An 18,242-nucleotide genomic window follows, 5' to 3' on the forward strand; every position below is an offset into this window, starting at 1 on the left:
ACGGCGGGCTCGTGCCGCGCCTGGGTCAGCCTACGACCAATGCGGGGTCAAGGGAGCACCAAAAAAGCAGGTCATCGACGACCAGCCGATGTGGGATCCGACTTTCGACGGAGGGCGAGGACCGGCGGGTCCCCCGGCAGGTGGACGGCCCTCCGTCACCCCCTCCGGCGTCGCCGGAGCGGGCGCTCGCCGATGCCCCGCGCAGGGCGCTCGCGAATCTCTCGCTTGAATTTCTTCTCTCCTCGCGAGAGAGTTTGCGCGTGGCCCCTCGTGAACCCGTCCTCCGCCCTCCGCTCCTCCTGCGTGCCCTGCTGCCCGCCCTGCTCGTCGTGCTCTGGATCGCGGTGTTCGGCGCCGGAGGCGCCAGCTTCGGCCGGATCGGCGACGTCGCCACCGAGGACCGGGCCTCGTTCCTCCCCGCGAGCGCCGAGTCCACCGCGGTCCAGGACCGCATCGCGGAGTTCACCGGCTCGGACGCGGTCCCCGCGATCCTCGTGATCGAGCGGGACGGCGGTCTCGAGGACGCGGATCTCACCGCGCTCGAGGATCTCGTCGGGGACGCCGGCGACGTCGTGCCCGGCGCCACCGCCTCCCCGGTCATCCCCGCCGAGGACGGTGAGGCCGCCCAGGTCGTGGTGTCCATCCCGTCCGGCGAGGACTCCGGCGAGGCCGTCGAGGCCCTCGAGGCAGGACTCGAGGATCTCCCGCCGGGCCTCGGCGCCTGGGTGAGCGGCCCCGCCGGCTTCACCGCGGACCTCCAGGCGGCCTTCGCCGGCATCGACGGGATCCTGCTGGTCGTCGCGCTCGCCGTGGTGCTGCTGATCCTCGTGATCGTCTACCGCTCGCCGCTGCTGCCGCTGCTCGTGCTCCTCAGCTCGATGACCGCGCTGTGCGCAGCGATCCTCCTCAACGTGAGCCTCGCGGAGGCCGGCCTGGTGACCATCAACGGCCAGGTGCAGGGCATCCTGTTCATCCTCGTGATCGGCGCGGCCACCGACTACTCGCTGCTGTTCGTCACCCGATTCCGTGAGGAGCTGCGCGACCACGCCTCTGCTGCCCGCGCCTCCTGGCGCGCACTGCGCGGAGTGCTCGAACCGATCCTCGCCTCGGGCGGCACGGTCATCGTCGGCCTGCTCTGCCTGCTGCTCTCCGACCTCGGCTCGAACGCCGCCCTCGGGCCGGTGGCCGCGATCGGCATCCTGTGCGCGATGCTCACCTCGCTCACCTTCCTCCCGGCGCTGCTCGCGCTCGTCGGGCGGGCCGCCTTCTGGCCCCGCGCTCCCCGCCATGGGAGCCCCCACCCCCAGCTCATCGGAGCCGACGCCCGGGGACCCTTCGCCCGCGCCGGCCGCCTCGTCGCCGCCGCCCCGCGCCGGGTCGCCGCCACGGTCGTCGCGCTGCTCGTCATCGGCTGCGGCGGGCTCACGCTCCTCCAGGCCGACGGTGTGCCCCAGAGCGAGTTCGTGCTCGGCGCGAGCCAGGCCCGCGACGGTCAGCAGGCCCTCGACCGCCACTTCGCGGGAGGCTCCGGCTCGCCCACCTACGTCCTCGCCCCGGCGGAGAGCCGCGCCGAGGTCGCCCAGGGGATCACGGCGACCGACGGCGTCGACGCGCTCGCCCTCGTCTCCCAGGACACGCCGTCGGGGAGCATCCCCGTCGGCGCCGACGGGGAGGTCACCCCCGAGGCGACCGCCGGACCCTTCGCCGGAGTCGAGCCCACCGAGATCGACGGACAGCTGCTCTTCTCCGTCACCCTCGACGCGCCCTCGGACTCCCTCGCGGCCGAGCAGGTGGTCACCGCCCTGCGCGACGCCGTCGGCCCCGACGGCGCCCAGGTGGGCGGCTCCACCGCGGTGGACCTCGACACGAACGCGACCTCCGCCCACGACCGCGCCCTCATCATCCCGATCGTCCTCGTCGCGATCACCCTCATGCTCGCCCTGCTGCTGCGATCCCTGATCGCGCCCGTAGTGCTGCTGCTGACCACCGTGCTCAGCTTCGGCACGGCGCTCGGCGTCAGCGCGGTCGTGTTCCACCTCATCGGCCAGGAGCGCTCCGACCCGTCGGTGCCGCTCTACGCCTTCGTGTTCCTCGTCGCTCTGGGGATCGACTACAACATCTTCCTCATGACCCGGGTGCGGGAGGAGTCGCTCGTCCATGGCACCCGGGAGGGCACGCTGCGCGGCCTGTCGCTCACCGGCGGCGTCATCACGAGCGCGGGCGTGGTGCTCGCCGCGACCTTCGCCGCGCTGCTCGTGATACCGATCCAGTTCCTCCTGCAGCTGGCGATCATCGTCGCGCTCGGGGTGCTCATGGACGCGCTCGTGGTGCGCACCTTCCTGGTGCCCGCCCTCGCGATCCTGATCGGTGACCGCATCTGGTGGCCCTCGAGGGTGCCCCGCGGATCACGCCCCTCGGCCTGAGCTGCGCCCCCGTGCCGCGGAGCCGCCCGCGGCACGGGACGCCGGGGCATTCTCGCCCCGCCGGGCGGCGGCGAGGATGTTCCGGGCCATCGCCGGGAAGACGAGGGCGTGGAAGGGGGAGATCGCCCACCAGTAGAGCCGTCCCGGCAAACCGTCCGGGAAGTACACGGCCCGCTGGCGATAGCGGGAACCGCCCTCCTCGGCCGGGTCCACGCGCAGCTGCAGCCAGGCGCGCCCGCTCATGCGCATCTCCGCCCGGAGCGTGAGGACCCGTCCCTCCTCGATGTTCTCCACACGCCACCAGTCGACCGCGTCGCCCACCCGCAGCCGGTGAGGGTCACGGCGTCCTCGGCTCAGTCCCGGACCGCCCACCGCCCGGTCCGCCAGGCCGCGCAGCGTCCAGAGCAGCGGGGTGGAGTACCACCCCGACGCCCCGCCGATCCCTTCGATCACGCGCCACACCTCCGACGGGTCGACATCCGTCGCCACGAGCTCCCGCTCGTCCGTGTACACCGTCTGCCCCGCCCAGTCGGGATCCTCCGGCAGAGGCGCCTCCGGGGCGCGGTCCCGGCGCACGTCCGCCTCCCAGCTCGTGGCGATCTCCCCCTCGCGCTGGTGGTCCAGGGCGGTCCGCACGGCCGCGCGATAGGACGTGGGGCCGGAGGGCGGCGGGGGGAGGACCTCCGCGGCGAGCGGGGGCCGTGCCACGGCATCATGTTGCATCGAGTGGGCCAGGGGTGCGGCGATCGCCCGGGGGACGGGGGTGATCAGGCCGATCCACAGGCCGGAGAGCCCGGGGGCGGGAAAGGGCAGGGCGAGCACGCGGCGCCGCGACAGCCCCGCCACCTCCGCGTAGATCGTCAGCAGATCGGCGAAGCGCAGCTCGGACTCGCCGCTGCCCACGGCGAGGGTGCCGGAGACCTCGCCGGGGGCGGTGGCCGCCGCGACGAGATAGTGGAGGACGTCGCTCACGGCGACGGGCTCGATGCGGTGCCGCACCCACCGCGGCGCCGGCATGATCGGCAGCCGCTCCGAGAGATGGCGGATGATCTCGAAGCTCGCCGAGCCGGCGCCGATGACCGTGGCCGCCTCGAGGACGACGACCGGCACCTCGCCCTCCCGCAGGATCTGCGCCACCCGCTCGCGCGAGCGCATGTGGGTGCTCAGGGGCTCGTCGTCGGGGTGCAGTCCCGAGAGGTACACGATGCGCCGCACGCCGGCGCGTGCGGCCTCCTCCGCCATGATGCGCGCCATCCGCGCCTCCCGCTCCTCGAAGCCGGAGCCGCCGCCCATCGCATGGACGAGGAAGACGACGACCTGCACCTCCGCCAGGGCACGGCGCACCGCCGAGCGGTCGGAGAGGTCCGCGGTGACGGCCTCGACCTCCTCCGCCCAGGGCTGCGCCGCGAGCCGCCGGGGGTCCCGCCCGCACACGCGCACCCGTGCACCCGCGGCCCGCAGCTCGGGGACGAGCCGGCCGCCGACATAGCCGGTCGCCCCCGTCACGAGCACGCGCTCGGCATCATTCCGCTCGGCGGAGGTCCGTGCTTCCTCATCCTGGTTCGAGATCACCCCGACATCGTCGCCCACGGCCAGCGCAGGCGCCACCGGCCCCCTGCCGCCGGACCGAGCGGTCCACGTGCTCGCTCGGCGGCGCTCATTCTCGTCCGGCGCGGCCCCTGTCCCGCGAACCGGCCCACTCCTGGGACGCGGGCGAGATCTCCTGGGCCATGTGGAGCAGGAAGCGGGTGACGGTCGAGCGCTCCTCACCGGACAGTGCCGCGGCCGCCCGGAAACGGCCGGCCTGCTGCCGTCCCATGGTGGACATCGCCGCCTCCCGCGTCGCAGGCTCGACCGTCAGAGCCAGGCTCCTCCTGTCGTGGGGATGGGGAGTGCGGCGGACATGGCCCGAGGCCTCCAGCCGATCGAGGAGCTTGGTCGTCGCACCCGAGGACAGGCCGAGGTGGGCGCCGAGCATGCCCGGGGTCGTGACCTCGCCCCGGTTCTCGCTGATCATGAGGAAATGGACGGCTCGCATGTCCGTGGAGTTCAGGTCCATGTACTCCTGGGATGCGCGGGAGAGCTGCTCCTCCACCTGCCGCAGCTCCACCAGGGCGGCCATCAGGGCGTCGATCTCGGCGATCTGCTCGGAGCTGAGCGACGAGCGGTCCACGAGCTCCCCGTGCGGGTCGTTCGCGTCGATGTCGAACGGCCTCCAGGCCGCGCGGGGCGAGCTGTCGGAGGGACGCGTCATGGCGTCACTCTACCGAGGGCGCCGGCGTGCCCGGCAGAGCGCGGTGGGCGATCAGCCGTCGCCGCGGCGACGCAGGAGGACCACGCCCGCGGTGCCCAGCAGCGCCACCCCGGCCACGGAGCCCACGGCTGTGACTATCGCGCCCCCGGCCGCCGGGCGGGCGGCGGCGCGCTGCTCGCCCTCGCCGCCGTCGGAGGCGGCTGCGGACGTCGCGGCGCCGCTCGGCGCGACCACCGCCGGGGTGCTCGCCTCGGCCGGGTCCGCGGCGGTGGCGGAGGCGGAGGTGCTGGGGGTGCTGATCTCCGCCGTCGGGCCGTCCGTCGTCGGCGACTGCGCGGCAGGGGTCGTCGGCGTGGCGCGCGCGGTGGCGTCCTCACCTGCGCGGCTCGGCGTCGTCGAGGCGCCGGTCCCCGGCTCCTCCGCCTGACCGGTGCTGCCCGAGGCGCCCGTGCCGCGGGAGCTGCCGCTCCCGGCGGAGCGGGTCGGCTCCTCGCTCGGCGTCGAGGAGGTGGTGGGCTCCGGCGAGCGGCTCGGGGACGGGTCCGCGCTGCGGCTCGCCGGGGGAGTGGTGGTCGGCTCCGGGGAGGGTTCCCGCGCCGTGGTGGAGGACGGGGCCGACGGCGGATCGCTCGTCCGGTCCTCCGTCGGATCCTCGGCGGGCGAGGACGGGTCCTCCGTCGGCGCCGGATCCTCCGACGGGGCGTCCTCCTCGACGACCGTGATCGTCGTCGAGGCGACGGTGCGGCCGTCGTCGATCACCGCGATGACCGCGCTGCCCGTCGCCTTCGGCGCCTCGAGGCTCGTGCTGAACTCGCCGTCCGCCCCGGTCGTCACAGAGCCGCGGTTCTCGCTGCCCACCTGCAGCGTCACGCTACCGCGGGTCGTGGCGAGGCAGGAGCCGGTCACCGAGACCTGCGCCTGCGGTGCGACCTCGGAGGGGCTCGCGTTCACCTTCGGTGAGCGGCACACGTCCTCCTGGGTCTCCGCAGCGCCGGGCGAGGAATCCGCCATCACGGCCGCCGGAGCGAGGTGCGCCGTCACCACGAGCATCGCCGCGGCCAGCAGGCGCACGAAGAACGTCGGGGGGCGGATCGGCACAGAGGCTCCTCAGGGAGGGGGTACCCGCCATACTCTAGGGAACGACCGCGTGGAGCGACGTCGCCCAGGTCACGTTCCGGGGCGGGCCGTCGGTGAGAGCGGTCACCGGCCCACGGCGAGGAGCATCCGATGTCAGAGCACGAGACGCCCCTCGCGGCGCAGGAGTTCCCCGGCGGGACCACCTCCGACGATCCCGCCATCTCCGAGGCCACCGGCCCGCTCTCCGAGGCCCAGGCGATCGAGATCGCCGAGGAGGCCCGCGCCGTCACCGCCGAGATCGCGACCGTCGTCGAGGGCAAGCCCGAGGTCGCGGACCTCGCCCTGCTCGTCCTCCTCGCCGGAGGCCACCTCCTCGTCGAGGACATCCCGGGCGTCGGCAAGACGATGCTCGCGAAGTCCCTCGCCGCCGCGCTCGGCGCGACCCGCCACCGCATCCAGTTCACCCCGGACCTTCTGCCCGGCGACGTCACCGGCGCGAGCGTGTTCAACCAGGCCACCTCCCAGTTCGAGTTCCGACCCGGGGCCGTGTTCACCCAGGTCCTCCTGGCCGACGAGATCAACCGCGCCTCCCCGAAGACCCAGTCCGCCCTGCTCGAGGCGATGGAGGAGCGGCAGGTGAGCGTCGACGGCGTCACCTACCCGCTCGAGGAGCCGTTCATGGTCGTCGCGACCGCGAACCCCGTCGAGATGGAGGGCACCTACCGCCTCCCCGAGGCGCAGCGGGACCGCTTCCTCGCGCAGACCTCCATGGGCTACCCCGTCGCCGGCGCGGAGGCCCGCATGCTCGCCGCCCAGACCGGCCCCGTCCAGGGCGGCGCCCGCGAGGTCATCGACGCCGTGCGGGCCCGCACCACCCCGCAGCGGATCGCCGCGCACGTGCGCGCCACCCGCCGCGTGCACATCGCCCCCGGCCTCCTCGAGTACGTGGTGCGCCTCGCGACCGCGACCCGCTCCCACCAGCAGGTCGCCCTCGGCGCCTCGCCCCGCGCCGCCGTGCACCTCGTGCGCGCCGCGAAGGCCCGCGCCGCGCTCGACGGCCGCCCCCACACCCACCCCGAGGACGTCCGCGCGGTGATCGGCCCCGTCTGGCGCCACCGCCTGCACCTCACCCCGCAGGCCCTCTCCCGCGGCGCGAGCACGGGGGAGGTCCTCGACCAGGTGCTCGCGGCGACCCCGCTGTCGTGACCACCCCGTCCCCGCCCGCCGGGCGCCGGCGCCGCGGCACCGAGCGGACGCCCGCCCCGGGCCGGCGGCTGCGCCCCACCGCTCGCGGGATCGTCGTCGCCCTCGCCGCCGTGCTCCTGTGGGTGATCGGCGACCTCACCGAGCTCACCCCCGCCCGCTCCCTCGCCGCGGGCCTGCTGCTGTGCCTCCTCGCGGGGATCGTGTGCATCCTGCTGTGCGGGATCGGCCTGCGGGCCCGGCGCAGCCTCATCGACGACGCCGTGCCGCTGGGCAGCTCCGCCCGCGTGCAGGTGCGCCTCGCCGACGGTGCCCTGTTCCCGGCGCTGCCGCTGGGCCGGGGCGTGCTGCGCGAGCACCTGCCCGAGGCCCTCGGCGGCCGCGGCGACCTCCCGCTCGCCCGCCGCATGCCCCACACCCTCGCCGTCCCCCGCCGCGGTGCCCACGCGCTGGGCCCCTTCTCGATCGTCGTCGAGGACGTGCTGGGCATGTTCCGCCTCACCGTCACCGCGGAGGACGGCGCCCGCATCGCCGGGCTGCCCCGCGTGGAGACCGTGGAGCCGCTCGCGCTCGCCGCGGCCGGCATCAGCCGCGAGGGCGCCGGGCGGGCCGTCACCGGCGGCATCGGCGAGATCGGCGCCATGGCGCGGGTCTACGAGCCCGGCGACGACATCCGCCGCGTGCACTGGCGCGCCTCCGCCCGCACCGGCCGCCTCATGACCCGCGAGGAGGAGCCCGCCGGCGGCCACAGCGCCGTGCTCGTGCTCGACACGAGCCGCCGCGAGGGCATCGCCGAGCCGCAGCGCGCCGCCCTCGAGGACCGCCTCGTCTCCCACGCCGCCTCCGTGCTCGAGGCGCTCGGCGCGCACGGCTGGGAGGTGCGCGTGCTCGACGCGAGCGGTGACGAGATCACCCGCACCGAGCGGCGCATGGCCACCCTCGGTGCCTCCCCGCTGGGCCTCGAGGCGGATGCCGGCGCCCGCCGCGCCGCCCTGCTCGCCCTCGCCGACGTCGGCTTCGACGACGACCCCGCCTCCTTCGCCGCGGGCCGCGACCACGCCGCCGGCCACACCGCCCTCGCGATCGCCCTCGGCGCCGACGACGGCGACCCCTTCTCCGGCCTCGACCTGGACCGCTTCGCCGGCCGCGCCGCGCACCGCACCGCCCTCGCCCTCCGCTGCGCCGGCGACGGCGGGAGCGGCGACGCTCCGGCCGTCTCCCGCCTCGGTGCCTGGACCCTCGTGCGGGGCACGAGCGCGGAGCCCGTGGGTGAGCTGCTCGCCGCCGCCGCGGACGACGGAGGCCCGCGATGAGCCCGCTGCTGGGACGTCCCTCCCTCCCCGCCGGCCACGCGGCCGTGCGCGGCGTGCTGCTGCTCGTCGCGCTCCTGCTCGCCGTCACGCCGCTGTCGATCCTCATCACCGGCACGGACTGGTTCACCCTCACCCTGATCGGCGCCGCGCCCGTGATCCTCGCCGGGATCGTGCTGCGCAAGCTGCTGCCGCTGCCCGCGCTGGTCCCCACCGTGCAGGTGCTCGTCGTCATCGCGACCGTGATCGTCGTCGAGCTGCGCCAGGGCGTCGTGGACCTCTCCGGCGGCCCCGCCTCCCTGGTCACCGAGCAGGTGCGGCTGTTCCCGACCGCCGTCGCGGATCTGACCGCCTCGCTCGCCCCCGTCACCGTGGGCGCCCGGGGCACGGTGCTCGTGGTGCTGCTCATGGCGCTCGTCGCCCTGCTGCTGGACATCATGTACCTCGACCTCGGCTGGCACACGCCCACCGCGCTCGTGCTCATGGGCCTCATCGTGGTGCCCGCGCTGCAGCAGCCCTCGGGCGGCGCCTGGTGGACCGTCGCCCTGCCGATCCTCGCCGGGGCGATCGTGCTCGCCTCCCGCACCCTCCACGCCGATCCCGTGCTCGCCCAGCGGGACCCGCGGCCCCAGGCCGGGCCGCTCGCCGGCGCCGGCCGCACCGCGCTCGCCGCGAGCCTCGTGGTGCTGCTCGTCGCCGTGCTCACCGTGCCCGCCTCGCTGCTGCTGCCGCAGGTCGCGCCCAGCAGGGTCGCGCTCGACATGGACGTCGTCAACGCCTGGCGGAACAAGGACCAGGCGAACCTCGGCTCGGTCATGGTCGACGACTCCGTCTCCGTGCGCCGCTCCCTCCTGCAGCAGGACCCGGTCGAGGTGCTCCGCTACACGACCGACGCCGAGGACCCCTCCTACCTGCGCCTGCGGACCCTCACCCGCTTCGACGGCGAGACCTTCGCGGAGGGCGACCCGGACACCGCCGCCTCCGGCTCCGAGGCGTTCTCCGACGGCCGCGACGACGGGAACGCCGTGAGCGGGGACGACTCCCTGCTCTCCGAGTACTCCGTGACCGTCACCGACCTCGCGGGCGACCGCCTCCCCGCCCCGGCGGACGTCCGCGAGGTCAGCAGCACCGACGCCTCCCTCGACTCCCGGCTCGCCGTGGACGCGACGAGCGGGGAGATCAGCGCCGGGGAGAGCTCGGGACTGCTCACCGGCATGGACTACCAGGTCGTCGCCGAGGAGAACCCCGCGAGCGCGCAGGAGCTGCGCGACGTCGACCCCTCGGTGCTCTCCGAGCCGCTGGACTCCGGCTACCTCCGCACGAGCGACGTGCCCGCCGCCGCGACGGACCTCGCCGACTCCCTCGTGGAGAGCTCCGGGGCGAGCAACGCCTTCGACACCGCCGTCGCCTTCCAGGACTACTTCCACAACTCCTTCGACTACTCGCTCACCGTCTCCACCCCGCCCGGGGAGGACCCGCTCGAGTCCTTCCTCGCGGACCGCGTGGGCTACTGCGAGCAGTTCGCCTCCGTGTTCGCGCTGATGATGACCTCGCAGGGCTATCCCACGCGCGTCGTCATCGGCTTCACGGCCGGGGACGTCGACGGCGACCAGCGCGTGGTCTCCTCGACGAACGCGCACGCCTGGCCCGAGGTGTGGTTCGGCCCCGAGCACGGCTGGGTGCGCTTCGAGCCCACGCCGTCGGCCGCGAACAACGGCATCGACGTGCCGTCCGTGACCGACGAGTCCCAGGAGACCGCGCCGAGCTCCGAGCCGAGCGCCGCGCAGACGACCACCGAGGAGCCCACCACCGAGGAGACCACCACGGAGGAGGAGACGACCACGCCGGAGGAGTCGCAGACGGCCTCCGACGCCGGCACCGGCGGCGTCTCCCGCACCGGCGCCGAGGTGGCCGGGGACCTCCTGCGCACCGTCGCCGTGCTCGTGGGCGCGGCGCTCGTCGCGGGCCTGCTCGCCGCGGCCGCCGTGGTGCTGCTGCGCCGCCGCCGGGACGCGCGCCGCACCGCCCGTTGGGAGCGCATGCTCGAGCTGGCGCGCGCGGACGGCGTCTCCTCCGGGGACATGGTGCGCGGCGGGCCAGCCGAGAGCGAGCTGTGGCGCCGCGCCTCCGGGCTCGTGGCCTGGGAGGACCTCGAGGCGGAGCTGCGCGGCCGGGCCGCCGCGGTGCGCTGGCTGGGCTGGACCGGGCTCTGGGGCCGGCCGCCGCTGCACCTGCGCCTGGACGCGGCCCGCCCGCCCGCCGCCGCTCTGGACGCGCTGCTCGACGACATCGAGACCGGCTCCGGGGCCCAGGTCACGGACGAGCACCGCGAGGCGGCCGCGCGGATCGGCGACGCCGTCTCCGACGCCCGCTACGCCGTGCCCGTGGATCCGGCGCTGTGGGAGGAGTCCCCGGGAACCGGGGGAGGGGCCGACGGCGGCGGGGCCGACGGCGGCGGGGCCGACGACGGTGCCGCCGAGGGGACGGCTCCCGGCGAGGTCGAGCGGCGTGCGCTGCGGCCCGACCGCGACCTGCTCGTCGAGCTCGTGCGCCGGGCGCGGTAGGGCGCTCGAGCAGGGGGGGGGCGGCCGCAGGCGAGTGCTCAGGTGCCGGCCGGCAGCGACGGCACCCGTCAGCCCTCCGCCGCCGGCGCATGCGCCGCCGCCAGCTCCTGCGCGAGCTCGTGCACGCGCCGCACGGCCTCCGGCGGGTCCACGACCTGCAGGTGGTCCCCGAACTGCAGGAGCTGGCGCACCGCCTCGAGCTCCTCGCAGGCCACGGTGATCGTGACCCGATCGCCCTCCGGTTCCGAGACGCCGAGGAGTCGGGCGCCCAGGATGCGCCGGGCGAGGTCGAGCCGATTCGCTCGCAGCAGCGCCCGCACCTCGAGGGCCGGCGCGGGGGCGAACTGCTCGAGCAGCGCCGACCACACGCTCGCGAGCGTCGCGCCGTCCCGCAGCCGCGCCGGCTCCGGGAGCGCGGTGTGCGACCGGATCCGCGCGGCGTTGAACATCCGCGCCGTGCCGTCGACGTCGCCGATCAGGTACCACGAGCCGGCCTTGCTGACGAGACCGTACGGATCGACCGTCAGGCGCCGGGCGGCGCTCTCCCCGCTGCGCCGGTAGGCGAGCTCGACCCGTCGGCGCCCACGGCACGCGTCGAGCAGCGCGGTGAGGTCGGTGCCCGGATCGGCGTCGGGACCACCGTCGGACCCACCGTCGGACCCACCGTCGGACCTGGCCGTGAACCACCCTGCGGAGTCGATCCGCAGGACGTCCGCGAGCGGCACGGCCGGCGCGAGCGGCCCGCGCATAGCGGCCTCGAGCTTCTCCTGCGCCCGGGCGCCGAGGTTTCCGAGCCCCACCGCGTCCAGCTGCCGCGTATCCAGTCCCGCCGCGGTGAGGAGCTGCAGCTCCGCGGGCTCGAGGCGGCTGAGGTCGAGCCGTGCCCGGCGGTCCAGGACGATGCCGCCGCCGCGGCCACGCTCCGTGCGGATGGGGATGCCGGCCTCGGAGAGCGCCTCGACGTCCCGCAGGATCGTGCGGCGGGAGACCTCGAACCGCTGCGCGAGCTCCTCGGCGGTCATGGACCCGCGGGTCTGCAGCAGGAGCAGGGTCGACATGAGGCGGGAGGACTTCATGGCGACGATTCTCCCGCAGAAGGGGACAGGAACTGTCGTCTTTCCGTGGTGCTGTGGGCCCTGCATCGACCCCGACACCACAGGAGCACCCGATGACTGCCCCCAACCTCTTCCTCGTCTACGTCCGCGACGCCGAGCGGTCCACCGCCTTCTACCGCGGCCTGCTCGGCATCGAGCCCGTCTTCACGAGCCCCCGCTACGTCGCCTTCGAGGTCGCGCCCGGCGTGCTCTTCGCGCTCTGGACCGGCCGCAGCGAGCACGCCGTCCCGGGCACGCCCCGCACGAGCGAGGTGGGGCTGATGCTGCCCGGGCCCGCCGCGGAGATCGACAAGCTCCACGAGCGGTGGGTCGCCCAGGGCGTGCGCAGCGTGGAGCCGCCGACGGACGAGGTCTTCGGCCGCACCTTCGTCGTCGCGGACCCCGACGGCAACCTCCTCCGCGTGAGCCCGATCGACTGACCCGTGCCCCTCCGCCTCTCGCGGGATCCGCCGCGCCGAGTAGTCTGCGGCGTGACGAATCGCGAGGACGGAGCACGGTGAAGGTGGAGGACACGCGAGGATGCGGCTGCGGATGCGGCATGCCGTGGAGGGAGCAGTCCATCGGCATCGGTGAGAGGTCCCCGTCGTCCGCCGTCCCGTCAGCCGATGCCCCGTCGGCCGCCGCGCCCGCCCCGGCCCGCCATCGGATCGCGCAGGCCACCGTTCCTGCGGGGGCTTTCACGATGGGCGACTCCTCGGGTGACCGGAACCGGGCCGACGGCGAGGTGCCCCGCCATGAGGTGCGCCTGAGCGGCTTCGAGATCGACGCGACGACCGTCACCAACGCGGACTTCGCCCGCTTCGTCGACGCGACCGGGTATCGCACCGAGGCGGAGGTCTTCGGCTACTCCGCCGTCTTCCACCTCGCGATCACGGCGCCCGAGCAGGACCTCATGCCGCCCGCCGCCGGCACCCCCTGGTGGCGGGGCGTGCACGGCGCGGCCTGGCGCCGTCCCGGCGGCGCCGGATCGAGCCTCCACGGCCTCGAGGACCACCCCGTCGTGCACGTGAGCTGGAACGACGCCCGGGCCTACTGCGACTGGGCCGGGCGCCGCCTGCCCACCGAGGCGGAATGGGAGTACGCCGCGCGCGGCGGCATCGACGGCGCGAAGTATCCCTGGGGCGACGCCGAGGTGGACGAGGGCGGCTGGCGCGCCAACATCTGGCAGGGCGAGTTCCCGCGCATCAACACCCTCGAGGACGGCCACCTCACCACCGCCCCCGTTCGCAGCTACCAGCCCAACGGCTACGGGCTCTGGCAGCCCGTGGGCAACGTGTGGGAGTGGTGCGAGGACCGCTTCCACCCCGCCACCTACCGCCGCCCCGGGCTGAGCGGGGAGGTCGTCGACCCCACCGGCCCCGAGGACGGCGAGGAGCGCGTGCTGCGCGGCGGCAGCTACCTCTGCCACGACTCCTACTGCAACCGGTACCGCAACGCCGCCCGCTCCCGGAGCACCCCGGACTCCTCGATGGGCAACGCCGGGTTCCGCACCGTCGCGCTCCGCCCGACCGACGCCCCCAGCAGGGAGGACTCATGACCGACCAGCGCCGCTTCCCCGCCTCCGTGTACCGCGAGGGGGAGGAGCCCGATCCCCGCTTCAGCCTCGCCAACGAGCGCACCTTCCTCGCGTGGGTGCGCACCGCCCTCGCGCTCTACGCCGGGGCCTTCGCCCTCGAGGCGCTCGCGATCCCCGAGCCGATGGTGTGGCGCGCCTCCGCCGCCGCGGTGTTCCTCGTGCTCGGCACGATCGCCGCGCTGCAGGCCTGGTGGGGGTGGCGGCAGACGGAACGCGCCCTGCGCCGCGGTCTCCCGCTGCCGGGGCTCGGCGCAGGCGGCGTGCTCGTCGTGGGCGTGGTGCTCGCCGCCGCGCTCGTCGCCGTCGGGATGTGGGTGTGACCAGCGGCGACAGTGGTCGCGGAGTCGAGGGTGGCGCCGGTTCCGGGGCCGTGTTCGACCCGGGCCTGCAGCCCGAGCGCACCCTCCTCGCCTGGCGCCGCACCTGCCTCTCCTTCGCCGTGGGCAGCCTCGTCGCCATGCGCTTCGCGCTCGACGCGCTGGGCCCGCTCGCCGTCGTGGGCGGCGTGCTCGGCGCCGCCCTCTCCGTGCTCGCCTACCTGCTCGCCGCGACCGGGTACCGCCGCGCGCACCGCTCGCTCACCGCGCAGGGCGCCCTGACCCGCAGCGGTCTGCCGATGCTCGTCGCGACCCTCGCCGTGCTCGCGATCGGGGCGCTGGGCGCCGCCTTCCTGCTGCGCAGCGGGTTCGGGATCTGAGGCCCCGCGCGGCCGTCCCGCCCGCGGCCCCGTCGGCCCCGGCCGCGGGCCCGCGGATGTTCATCGGCCGACACCGCCGCGACGCCGGCTCCCGGCCGGTGCTAGCGTGTCCGGCGAATGAACCACATTTTCCGGGGTCAGTGAAACTCTGAGCCGGCGGTGACAGTCCGCGACCCAGCTCCTTCGGGAGCTGGTTGACCTGGTGGAACTCCAGGACCGACGGTGAAAGTCCGGATGGGAGGAGATGTGGCGTCGCCCAGGCGACGCCTGGTGCACCCTGCGTGCACCCTGCGTCGACCCCCGGCGTCGTCCATGGCCCTGTGCATGCTCCAGGCCATCTCCCCGGACCGCACTCCGGGAGGACGACCGTGCACGACCCGCACCCTCCGCAGCCCGCCGCCGCAGGCACCGCGCCGCTGCCCGCCACCGTGCTGCCCGCCGCCGAGCACGCCGCGCTGCGGCGCGCCCTCGAGCTCGCCGCCCGCGGCCCCGCCGACACCCCGAACCCGCAGGTCGGCTGTGTGCTCCTCGCCCCCGACGGGACGACCCTCGGCGAGGGCCATCACCGCGGCGCGGGCACCCCGCACGCCGAGGCCGACGCCCTCGCGGACGCCGCCGCCCGCGGCCACGACCCCCGCGGCGGCACCGCCGTCGTCACCCTCGAGCCCTGCCGCCACACCGGCCGCACCGGCCCCTGCGCCCGCGCCCTCCGCGAGGCGGGCGTGGCCCGCGTCGTCTTCGCCCTGCCCGATCCGGGCGCGGCCGAGGGCGGCGGCGGGGCCGAGCTCGCCGCCGCCGGCATCGACGTCGCCGGCGGCCCCGCGGCCGTGGGGGAGGAGCTCGCAGAATCGGCCCTCGACCTCATCGGCCCCTGGTACGCGCGCGCCGCCCGGCCTGCCGTGCACGTGATCCTCAAGACCGCGACCACGCTCGACGGCCGCGTCGCCGCCGCGGACGGCACGAGCCGCTGGATCACCGGCCCCGCCGCCCGCGAGCACGCCCACCGGGTGCGCGCGGGCGTCGACGCGATCGTCGTGGGCACCGGGACCGTCCGCGCCGACGACCCCGCCCTCACCGCCCGCCCCGCCGGGGCAGTAGCAGGACCTCAGCCGCTGCGGGTCGCCGTCGGCCGCCGTCCCGTGCCCGCGACGGCGCGGATCCGCGGATCCGACGGCCGCTTCCTGCAGGCGACCACGCACGACCCGGCGCTCGTCATCGCCCACCTCGCCGCTCGCGGCGTGCGGCGCGCCGTGCTCGAGGGCGGCCCGCGCCTGGGTACCGCCTTCCTCCGCGCGGGCGCCGTGGACGAGCTGCACGCCTACCTCGCCCCCGTGCACCTCGGCGCGGGTGCCGCCGCCGTCGGCGACCTCGGCGTCACCACCATCGACGGCGCCCTGCGCTGGCGCACCGTCCACGTCGATCCGCTCGGCGAGGACGTGCTCCTCGTCGCCCGCCCCGCCTGACCCCCACCGAAGGAGACCCCATGTTCACCGGCATCGTCGAGGAGATCGGCACCCTCACCTCCCTCACCCCGCAGCCCGACGGCTCCGCCCGCCTGCTCCTGACCGGCCCGCTCGCCGCCTCCGACGCGGGCCTCGGCGACTCGATCGCCGTGGACGGCGTGTGCCTCACCGTCGTCGACCTGCCCGGCGACGGCAGCTTCGCCGTGGACGCCGTCCCGGAGACCCTGCGACGCACCGCGCTCGGCGAGAAGGCCGCCGGCGCCCCCGTCAACCTCGAGCGCTCCCTGCGCGCCGACTCCCGCCTGGGCGGCCACATCGTCCAGGGGCACGTCGACGGCGTGGGGCGCCTCCTCTCCCGCCGCGGCGAAGGCCGCTGGGAGGACCTCCTGTTCTCCCTGCCCGCGGAGATCGCGCCGCTCGTCGCGGAGAAGGGCGCCGTGACCGTCTCCGGCGTCTCCCTCACCGTGACCTCCGCCGGGGCGGACTCCTTCGGCGTCTCCCTCATCCTCGCGACGCTCGAGGCGACGACCCTCGGCACGCTCCGCGAGGGGGACGCCGTGAACCTCGAGGTCGACGTCATCGCCCGCTACGTCGCCCGCCTCACCGGCTTCACCGCCGACGTGGCCGCGGAGGGGGAGGGGCGATGACCGAGCACGGCACGACCAGCCCCGCCGACGGCGCCCCCGCGGACGACGAGCGCTCCGCCCGCATCGCCCGCGCCCTCGCCGAGATGCGCGCCGGCCGCCCCGTGCTCGTCGCCGACTCCGCGGACCGCGAGAACGAGGTCGACGTCATCCTCTCCGCCGCCCTCGCCACCCCCGACTGGGTCGCCTGGACGGTCCGGCACTCCTCCGGCTACCTGTGCGCCCCGCTGCCCGCGGAGCTCGCCGACCGCCTCGAGCTGCCGCTCATGGTCCCCCGCACCCGCGACCCGCTGCGCACCGCCTACACGGTGAGCGTCGACGCCGCCCAGGGCGTCACGACCGGGATCTCCGCCGCGGACCGCACCCGCACCCTGCGCGCCCTCGCCGCGGCCGACGCCGGACCCGAGGACCTCATCCGCCCCGGCCACGTGCTGCCGCTGCGCGCGGTCGCCGGCGGCGTGCGCGAGCGGCCCGGCCACACCGAGGCCGCCGTGGACCTGTGCCGCCTCGCGGGCCTGCCGCCCGTCGGCATGATCTGCGAGCTCGTGCGGGACGACGGCGACGTCATGCGCCTGCCCGAGGCGGAGCGCCTCGCCGAGCAGCACGGACTCGCCCTCATCACGATCGCCGACCTCGCCGCGGACCTCGACGCCCGGGCGACCGCCGCGACGCGCGGCGCCGTGCCCGTGCCCGGCGCCGCGGAGCCCGCCCCGCGCGTGCACCGCGTCGCCACCGCCCAGCTCCCCACCCGGCACGGCGCCCTCACCGTGCACGCCTACCGGGACCGCCGCACCGGCGCCGAGCACCTCGCCCTCGTGGCCGGGGAGATCGGACCCGACGCCGTCACCACCGTGCGCGTGCATTCCGAGTGCCTGACGGGGGAGGCGCTGGGCTCGCTGCGCTGCGACTGCGGCCCCCAGCTCGACGCCGCCCTCGCCGCGATCGCCCGCGACGGCGGCGCGGTCGTCTACCTGCGCGGCCACGAGGGTCGCGGGATCGGCCTCGCCGAGAAGATCGCCGCCTACGCCCTCCAGGACCAGGGGCGGGACACCGTCAGCGCGAACCTCGAGCTCGGCTGGCCCGCCGAGGCCCGCGAGTACGGCGCCGCCGCCGCGATCCTGCAGGACCTCGGCGCGACCCGCGTGGACCTGCTGACCAACAACCCGGACAAGGCCGCGCAGCTCACCGAGCACGGCGTGGGCGTCGAGCAGGTCTCGCCGCTCGTGGTGGGCGTGGTCCCCGAGAACACCGCCTACCTGCGCACCAAGGCCGAGGAGATGGGCCACCGCCTCCCGCCCGAGCTGCTCGACCCCACTGATCCCACCAGCCCCGACACCACCACCCCCACGGAAGGACCTCTCTCATGAGCAAGGCCGGAGCCCCCGCCCTCACCCCCGACGGCCACGGCCGTCACGTCGTCATCGTTGCCGCGAGCTGGCACGACACGATCATGGACGCCCTCGTCGCCGGTGCGCAGCGCGCCCTCGACGCCGCCGGGGCCACCCACGAGCTGCTGCGCGTGCCCGGCTCCTTCGAGCTGCCGCTCGGAGCCCTCCGCGCCGCCGAGAGTGCGGACGGCGTCGTCGCCCTCGGCACCGTGATCCGCGGCGGCACCCCGCACTTCGAGTACGTGTGCCAGGCCGCGACCCAGGGCTTGATGGACGTCTCGCTGCGCACGGGGAAGCCCGTCGGATTCGGCCTCCTGACCTGCGACGACGAACAGCAGGCGCTCGACCGCTCGGGGCTGCCCGGGTCGAGCGAGGACAAGGGGGCGGAGGCCGCGGAGGCCGTCGTCTCCCTGCTCGCCGCTCTCCCGGCCCCCACCGTCTGAGCCGGCCGGGCGGCACCGGTCCCCGGGCATGCGGACGGGGGCGGGGCCAGGGCGTCTGCCCCGGCTCCCGCCCCCGTCGTGGGGC

Annotated in this window: 16 protein-coding genes and 1 riboswitch; of the genes, 12 read left to right on the top strand and 4 right to left on the bottom strand. The window is 75.6% G+C overall.

What is annotated here, in order from left to right:
* Nucleotides 1–260 precede the first annotated feature (260 nt).
* Complete coding sequence (locus ABD080_RS06880; protein WP_343904174.1) at nt 261–2,423, top strand: MMPL family transporter; 2,163 nt, start codon at nt 261–263, stop codon at nt 2,421–2,423.
* Here the strand turns inward: ABD080_RS06880 and ABD080_RS06885 are convergent.
* The 3 genes from ABD080_RS06885 to ABD080_RS06895 all read right to left on the bottom strand — a co-directional run bounded on the left by ABD080_RS06885 (nt 2,406) and on the right by ABD080_RS06895 (nt 5,775).
* Entirely contained in the window at nt 2,406–3,995 is a 1,590-nt protein-coding gene (locus tag ABD080_RS06885) for an SDR family oxidoreductase (protein ID WP_343904175.1), read from the bottom strand. The genes ABD080_RS06880 and ABD080_RS06885 overlap by 18 nt on opposite strands.
* 85 nt (nt 3,996–4,080) lie before the next feature.
* Complete coding sequence (locus tag ABD080_RS06890) at nt 4,081–4,677, bottom strand: MarR family winged helix-turn-helix transcriptional regulator (RefSeq protein WP_137769761.1); 597 nt, start codon at nt 4,675–4,677, stop codon at nt 4,081–4,083.
* A 51-nt stretch (nt 4,678–4,728) separates the two neighbouring features.
* Nucleotides 4,729–5,775 carry a hypothetical protein gene (locus ABD080_RS06895; protein WP_343904176.1) on the bottom strand — a complete coding sequence of 349 codons (1,047 nt, stop codon included), beginning with the start codon at nt 5,773–5,775 and terminating at the stop codon, nt 4,729–4,731.
* A 129-nt stretch (nt 5,776–5,904) separates the two neighbouring features.
* Here ABD080_RS06895 and ABD080_RS06900 point away from each other — a divergent pair, with 129 nt between their 5' ends.
* From ABD080_RS06900 to ABD080_RS06910, 3 genes are read left to right on the top strand one after another with little or no spacing between them, the layout of a single operon-like run.
* Nucleotides 5,905–6,960 (top strand): AAA family ATPase, encoded by a 1,056-nt coding sequence (locus ABD080_RS06900; protein WP_343904177.1) that lies wholly within the window; start codon nt 5,905–5,907, stop codon nt 6,958–6,960.
* Nucleotides 6,957–8,270 carry a DUF58 domain-containing protein gene (locus ABD080_RS06905; protein WP_343904178.1) on the top strand — a complete coding sequence of 438 codons (1,314 nt, stop codon included), beginning with the start codon at nt 6,957–6,959 and terminating at the stop codon, nt 8,268–8,270. The genes ABD080_RS06900 and ABD080_RS06905 overlap by 4 nt, the downstream gene beginning before the upstream one ends.
* Nucleotides 8,267–10,831 (top strand): transglutaminaseTgpA domain-containing protein, encoded by a 2,565-nt coding sequence (locus ABD080_RS06910; RefSeq protein ID WP_343904179.1) that lies wholly within the window; start codon nt 8,267–8,269, stop codon nt 10,829–10,831. Before ABD080_RS06905 ends, ABD080_RS06910 begins: the two co-directional genes overlap by 4 nt.
* Before the next feature lie 68 nt (nt 10,832–10,899).
* Here the strand turns inward: ABD080_RS06910 and ABD080_RS06915 are convergent, their stop codons facing one another.
* Complete coding sequence (locus ABD080_RS06915; RefSeq protein ID WP_343904180.1) at nt 10,900–11,907, bottom strand: helix-turn-helix transcriptional regulator; 1,008 nt, start codon at nt 11,905–11,907, stop codon at nt 10,900–10,902.
* Between the two features lie 92 nt (nt 11,908–11,999).
* Here ABD080_RS06915 and ABD080_RS06920 point away from each other — a divergent pair, with 92 nt between their 5' ends.
* The 8 genes from ABD080_RS06920 (at nt 12,000) to ribH (ending at nt 18,157) form a co-directional block, all read left to right on the top strand.
* Nucleotides 12,000–12,365, top strand: coding sequence for a VOC family protein (locus ABD080_RS06920; RefSeq protein ID WP_343904181.1), 366 nt, complete (start codon nt 12,000–12,002; stop codon nt 12,363–12,365).
* 119 nt (nt 12,366–12,484) lie between these two features.
* On the top strand, nt 12,485–13,483 hold the full coding sequence (locus ABD080_RS06925) for a formylglycine-generating enzyme family protein (RefSeq protein WP_343904182.1): 999 nt from the start codon (nt 12,485–12,487) through the stop codon (nt 13,481–13,483).
* On the top strand, nt 13,480–13,842 hold the full coding sequence (locus ABD080_RS06930; RefSeq protein WP_343904183.1) for a YidH family protein: 363 nt from the start codon (nt 13,480–13,482) through the stop codon (nt 13,840–13,842). The genes ABD080_RS06925 and ABD080_RS06930 overlap by 4 nt, the downstream gene beginning before the upstream one ends.
* Nucleotides 13,839–14,219 carry a DUF202 domain-containing protein gene (locus ABD080_RS06935; RefSeq protein WP_343904184.1) on the top strand — a complete coding sequence of 127 codons (381 nt, stop codon included), beginning with the start codon at nt 13,839–13,841 and terminating at the stop codon, nt 14,217–14,219. Before ABD080_RS06930 ends, ABD080_RS06935 begins: the two co-directional genes overlap by 4 nt.
* 122 nt (nt 14,220–14,341) lie before the next feature.
* A riboswitch (FMN riboswitch) is annotated at nt 14,342–14,469 on the top strand.
* Between the two features lie 118 nt (nt 14,470–14,587).
* Nucleotides 14,588–15,682 (top strand): bifunctional diaminohydroxyphosphoribosylaminopyrimidine deaminase/5-amino-6-(5-phosphoribosylamino)uracil reductase RibD, encoded by a 1,095-nt coding sequence (gene ribD, locus ABD080_RS06940; RefSeq protein ID WP_377827283.1) that lies wholly within the window; start codon nt 14,588–14,590, stop codon nt 15,680–15,682.
* A 20-nt stretch (nt 15,683–15,702) separates the two neighbouring features.
* Nucleotides 15,703–16,329, top strand: a complete 627-nt coding sequence (locus ABD080_RS06945; protein ID WP_343904185.1) for a riboflavin synthase — start codon at nt 15,703–15,705, stop codon at nt 16,327–16,329.
* Nucleotides 16,326–17,693, top strand: a complete 1,368-nt coding sequence (gene ribA, locus ABD080_RS06950) for a GTP cyclohydrolase II (protein ID WP_343904186.1) — start codon at nt 16,326–16,328, stop codon at nt 17,691–17,693. The genes ABD080_RS06945 and ribA overlap by 4 nt, the downstream gene beginning before the upstream one ends.
* Nucleotides 17,690–18,157, top strand: coding sequence for a 6,7-dimethyl-8-ribityllumazine synthase (ribH, locus tag ABD080_RS06955; protein WP_343904187.1), 468 nt, complete (start codon nt 17,690–17,692; stop codon nt 18,155–18,157). Before ribA ends, ribH begins: the two co-directional genes overlap by 4 nt.
* Nucleotides 18,158–18,242: the final 85 nt, after the last annotated feature.

The sequence above is a fragment of the Brachybacterium rhamnosum genome, assembly GCF_039526185.1.
Lineage (GTDB): Bacteria > Actinomycetota > Actinomycetes > Actinomycetales > Dermabacteraceae > Brachybacterium > Brachybacterium rhamnosum.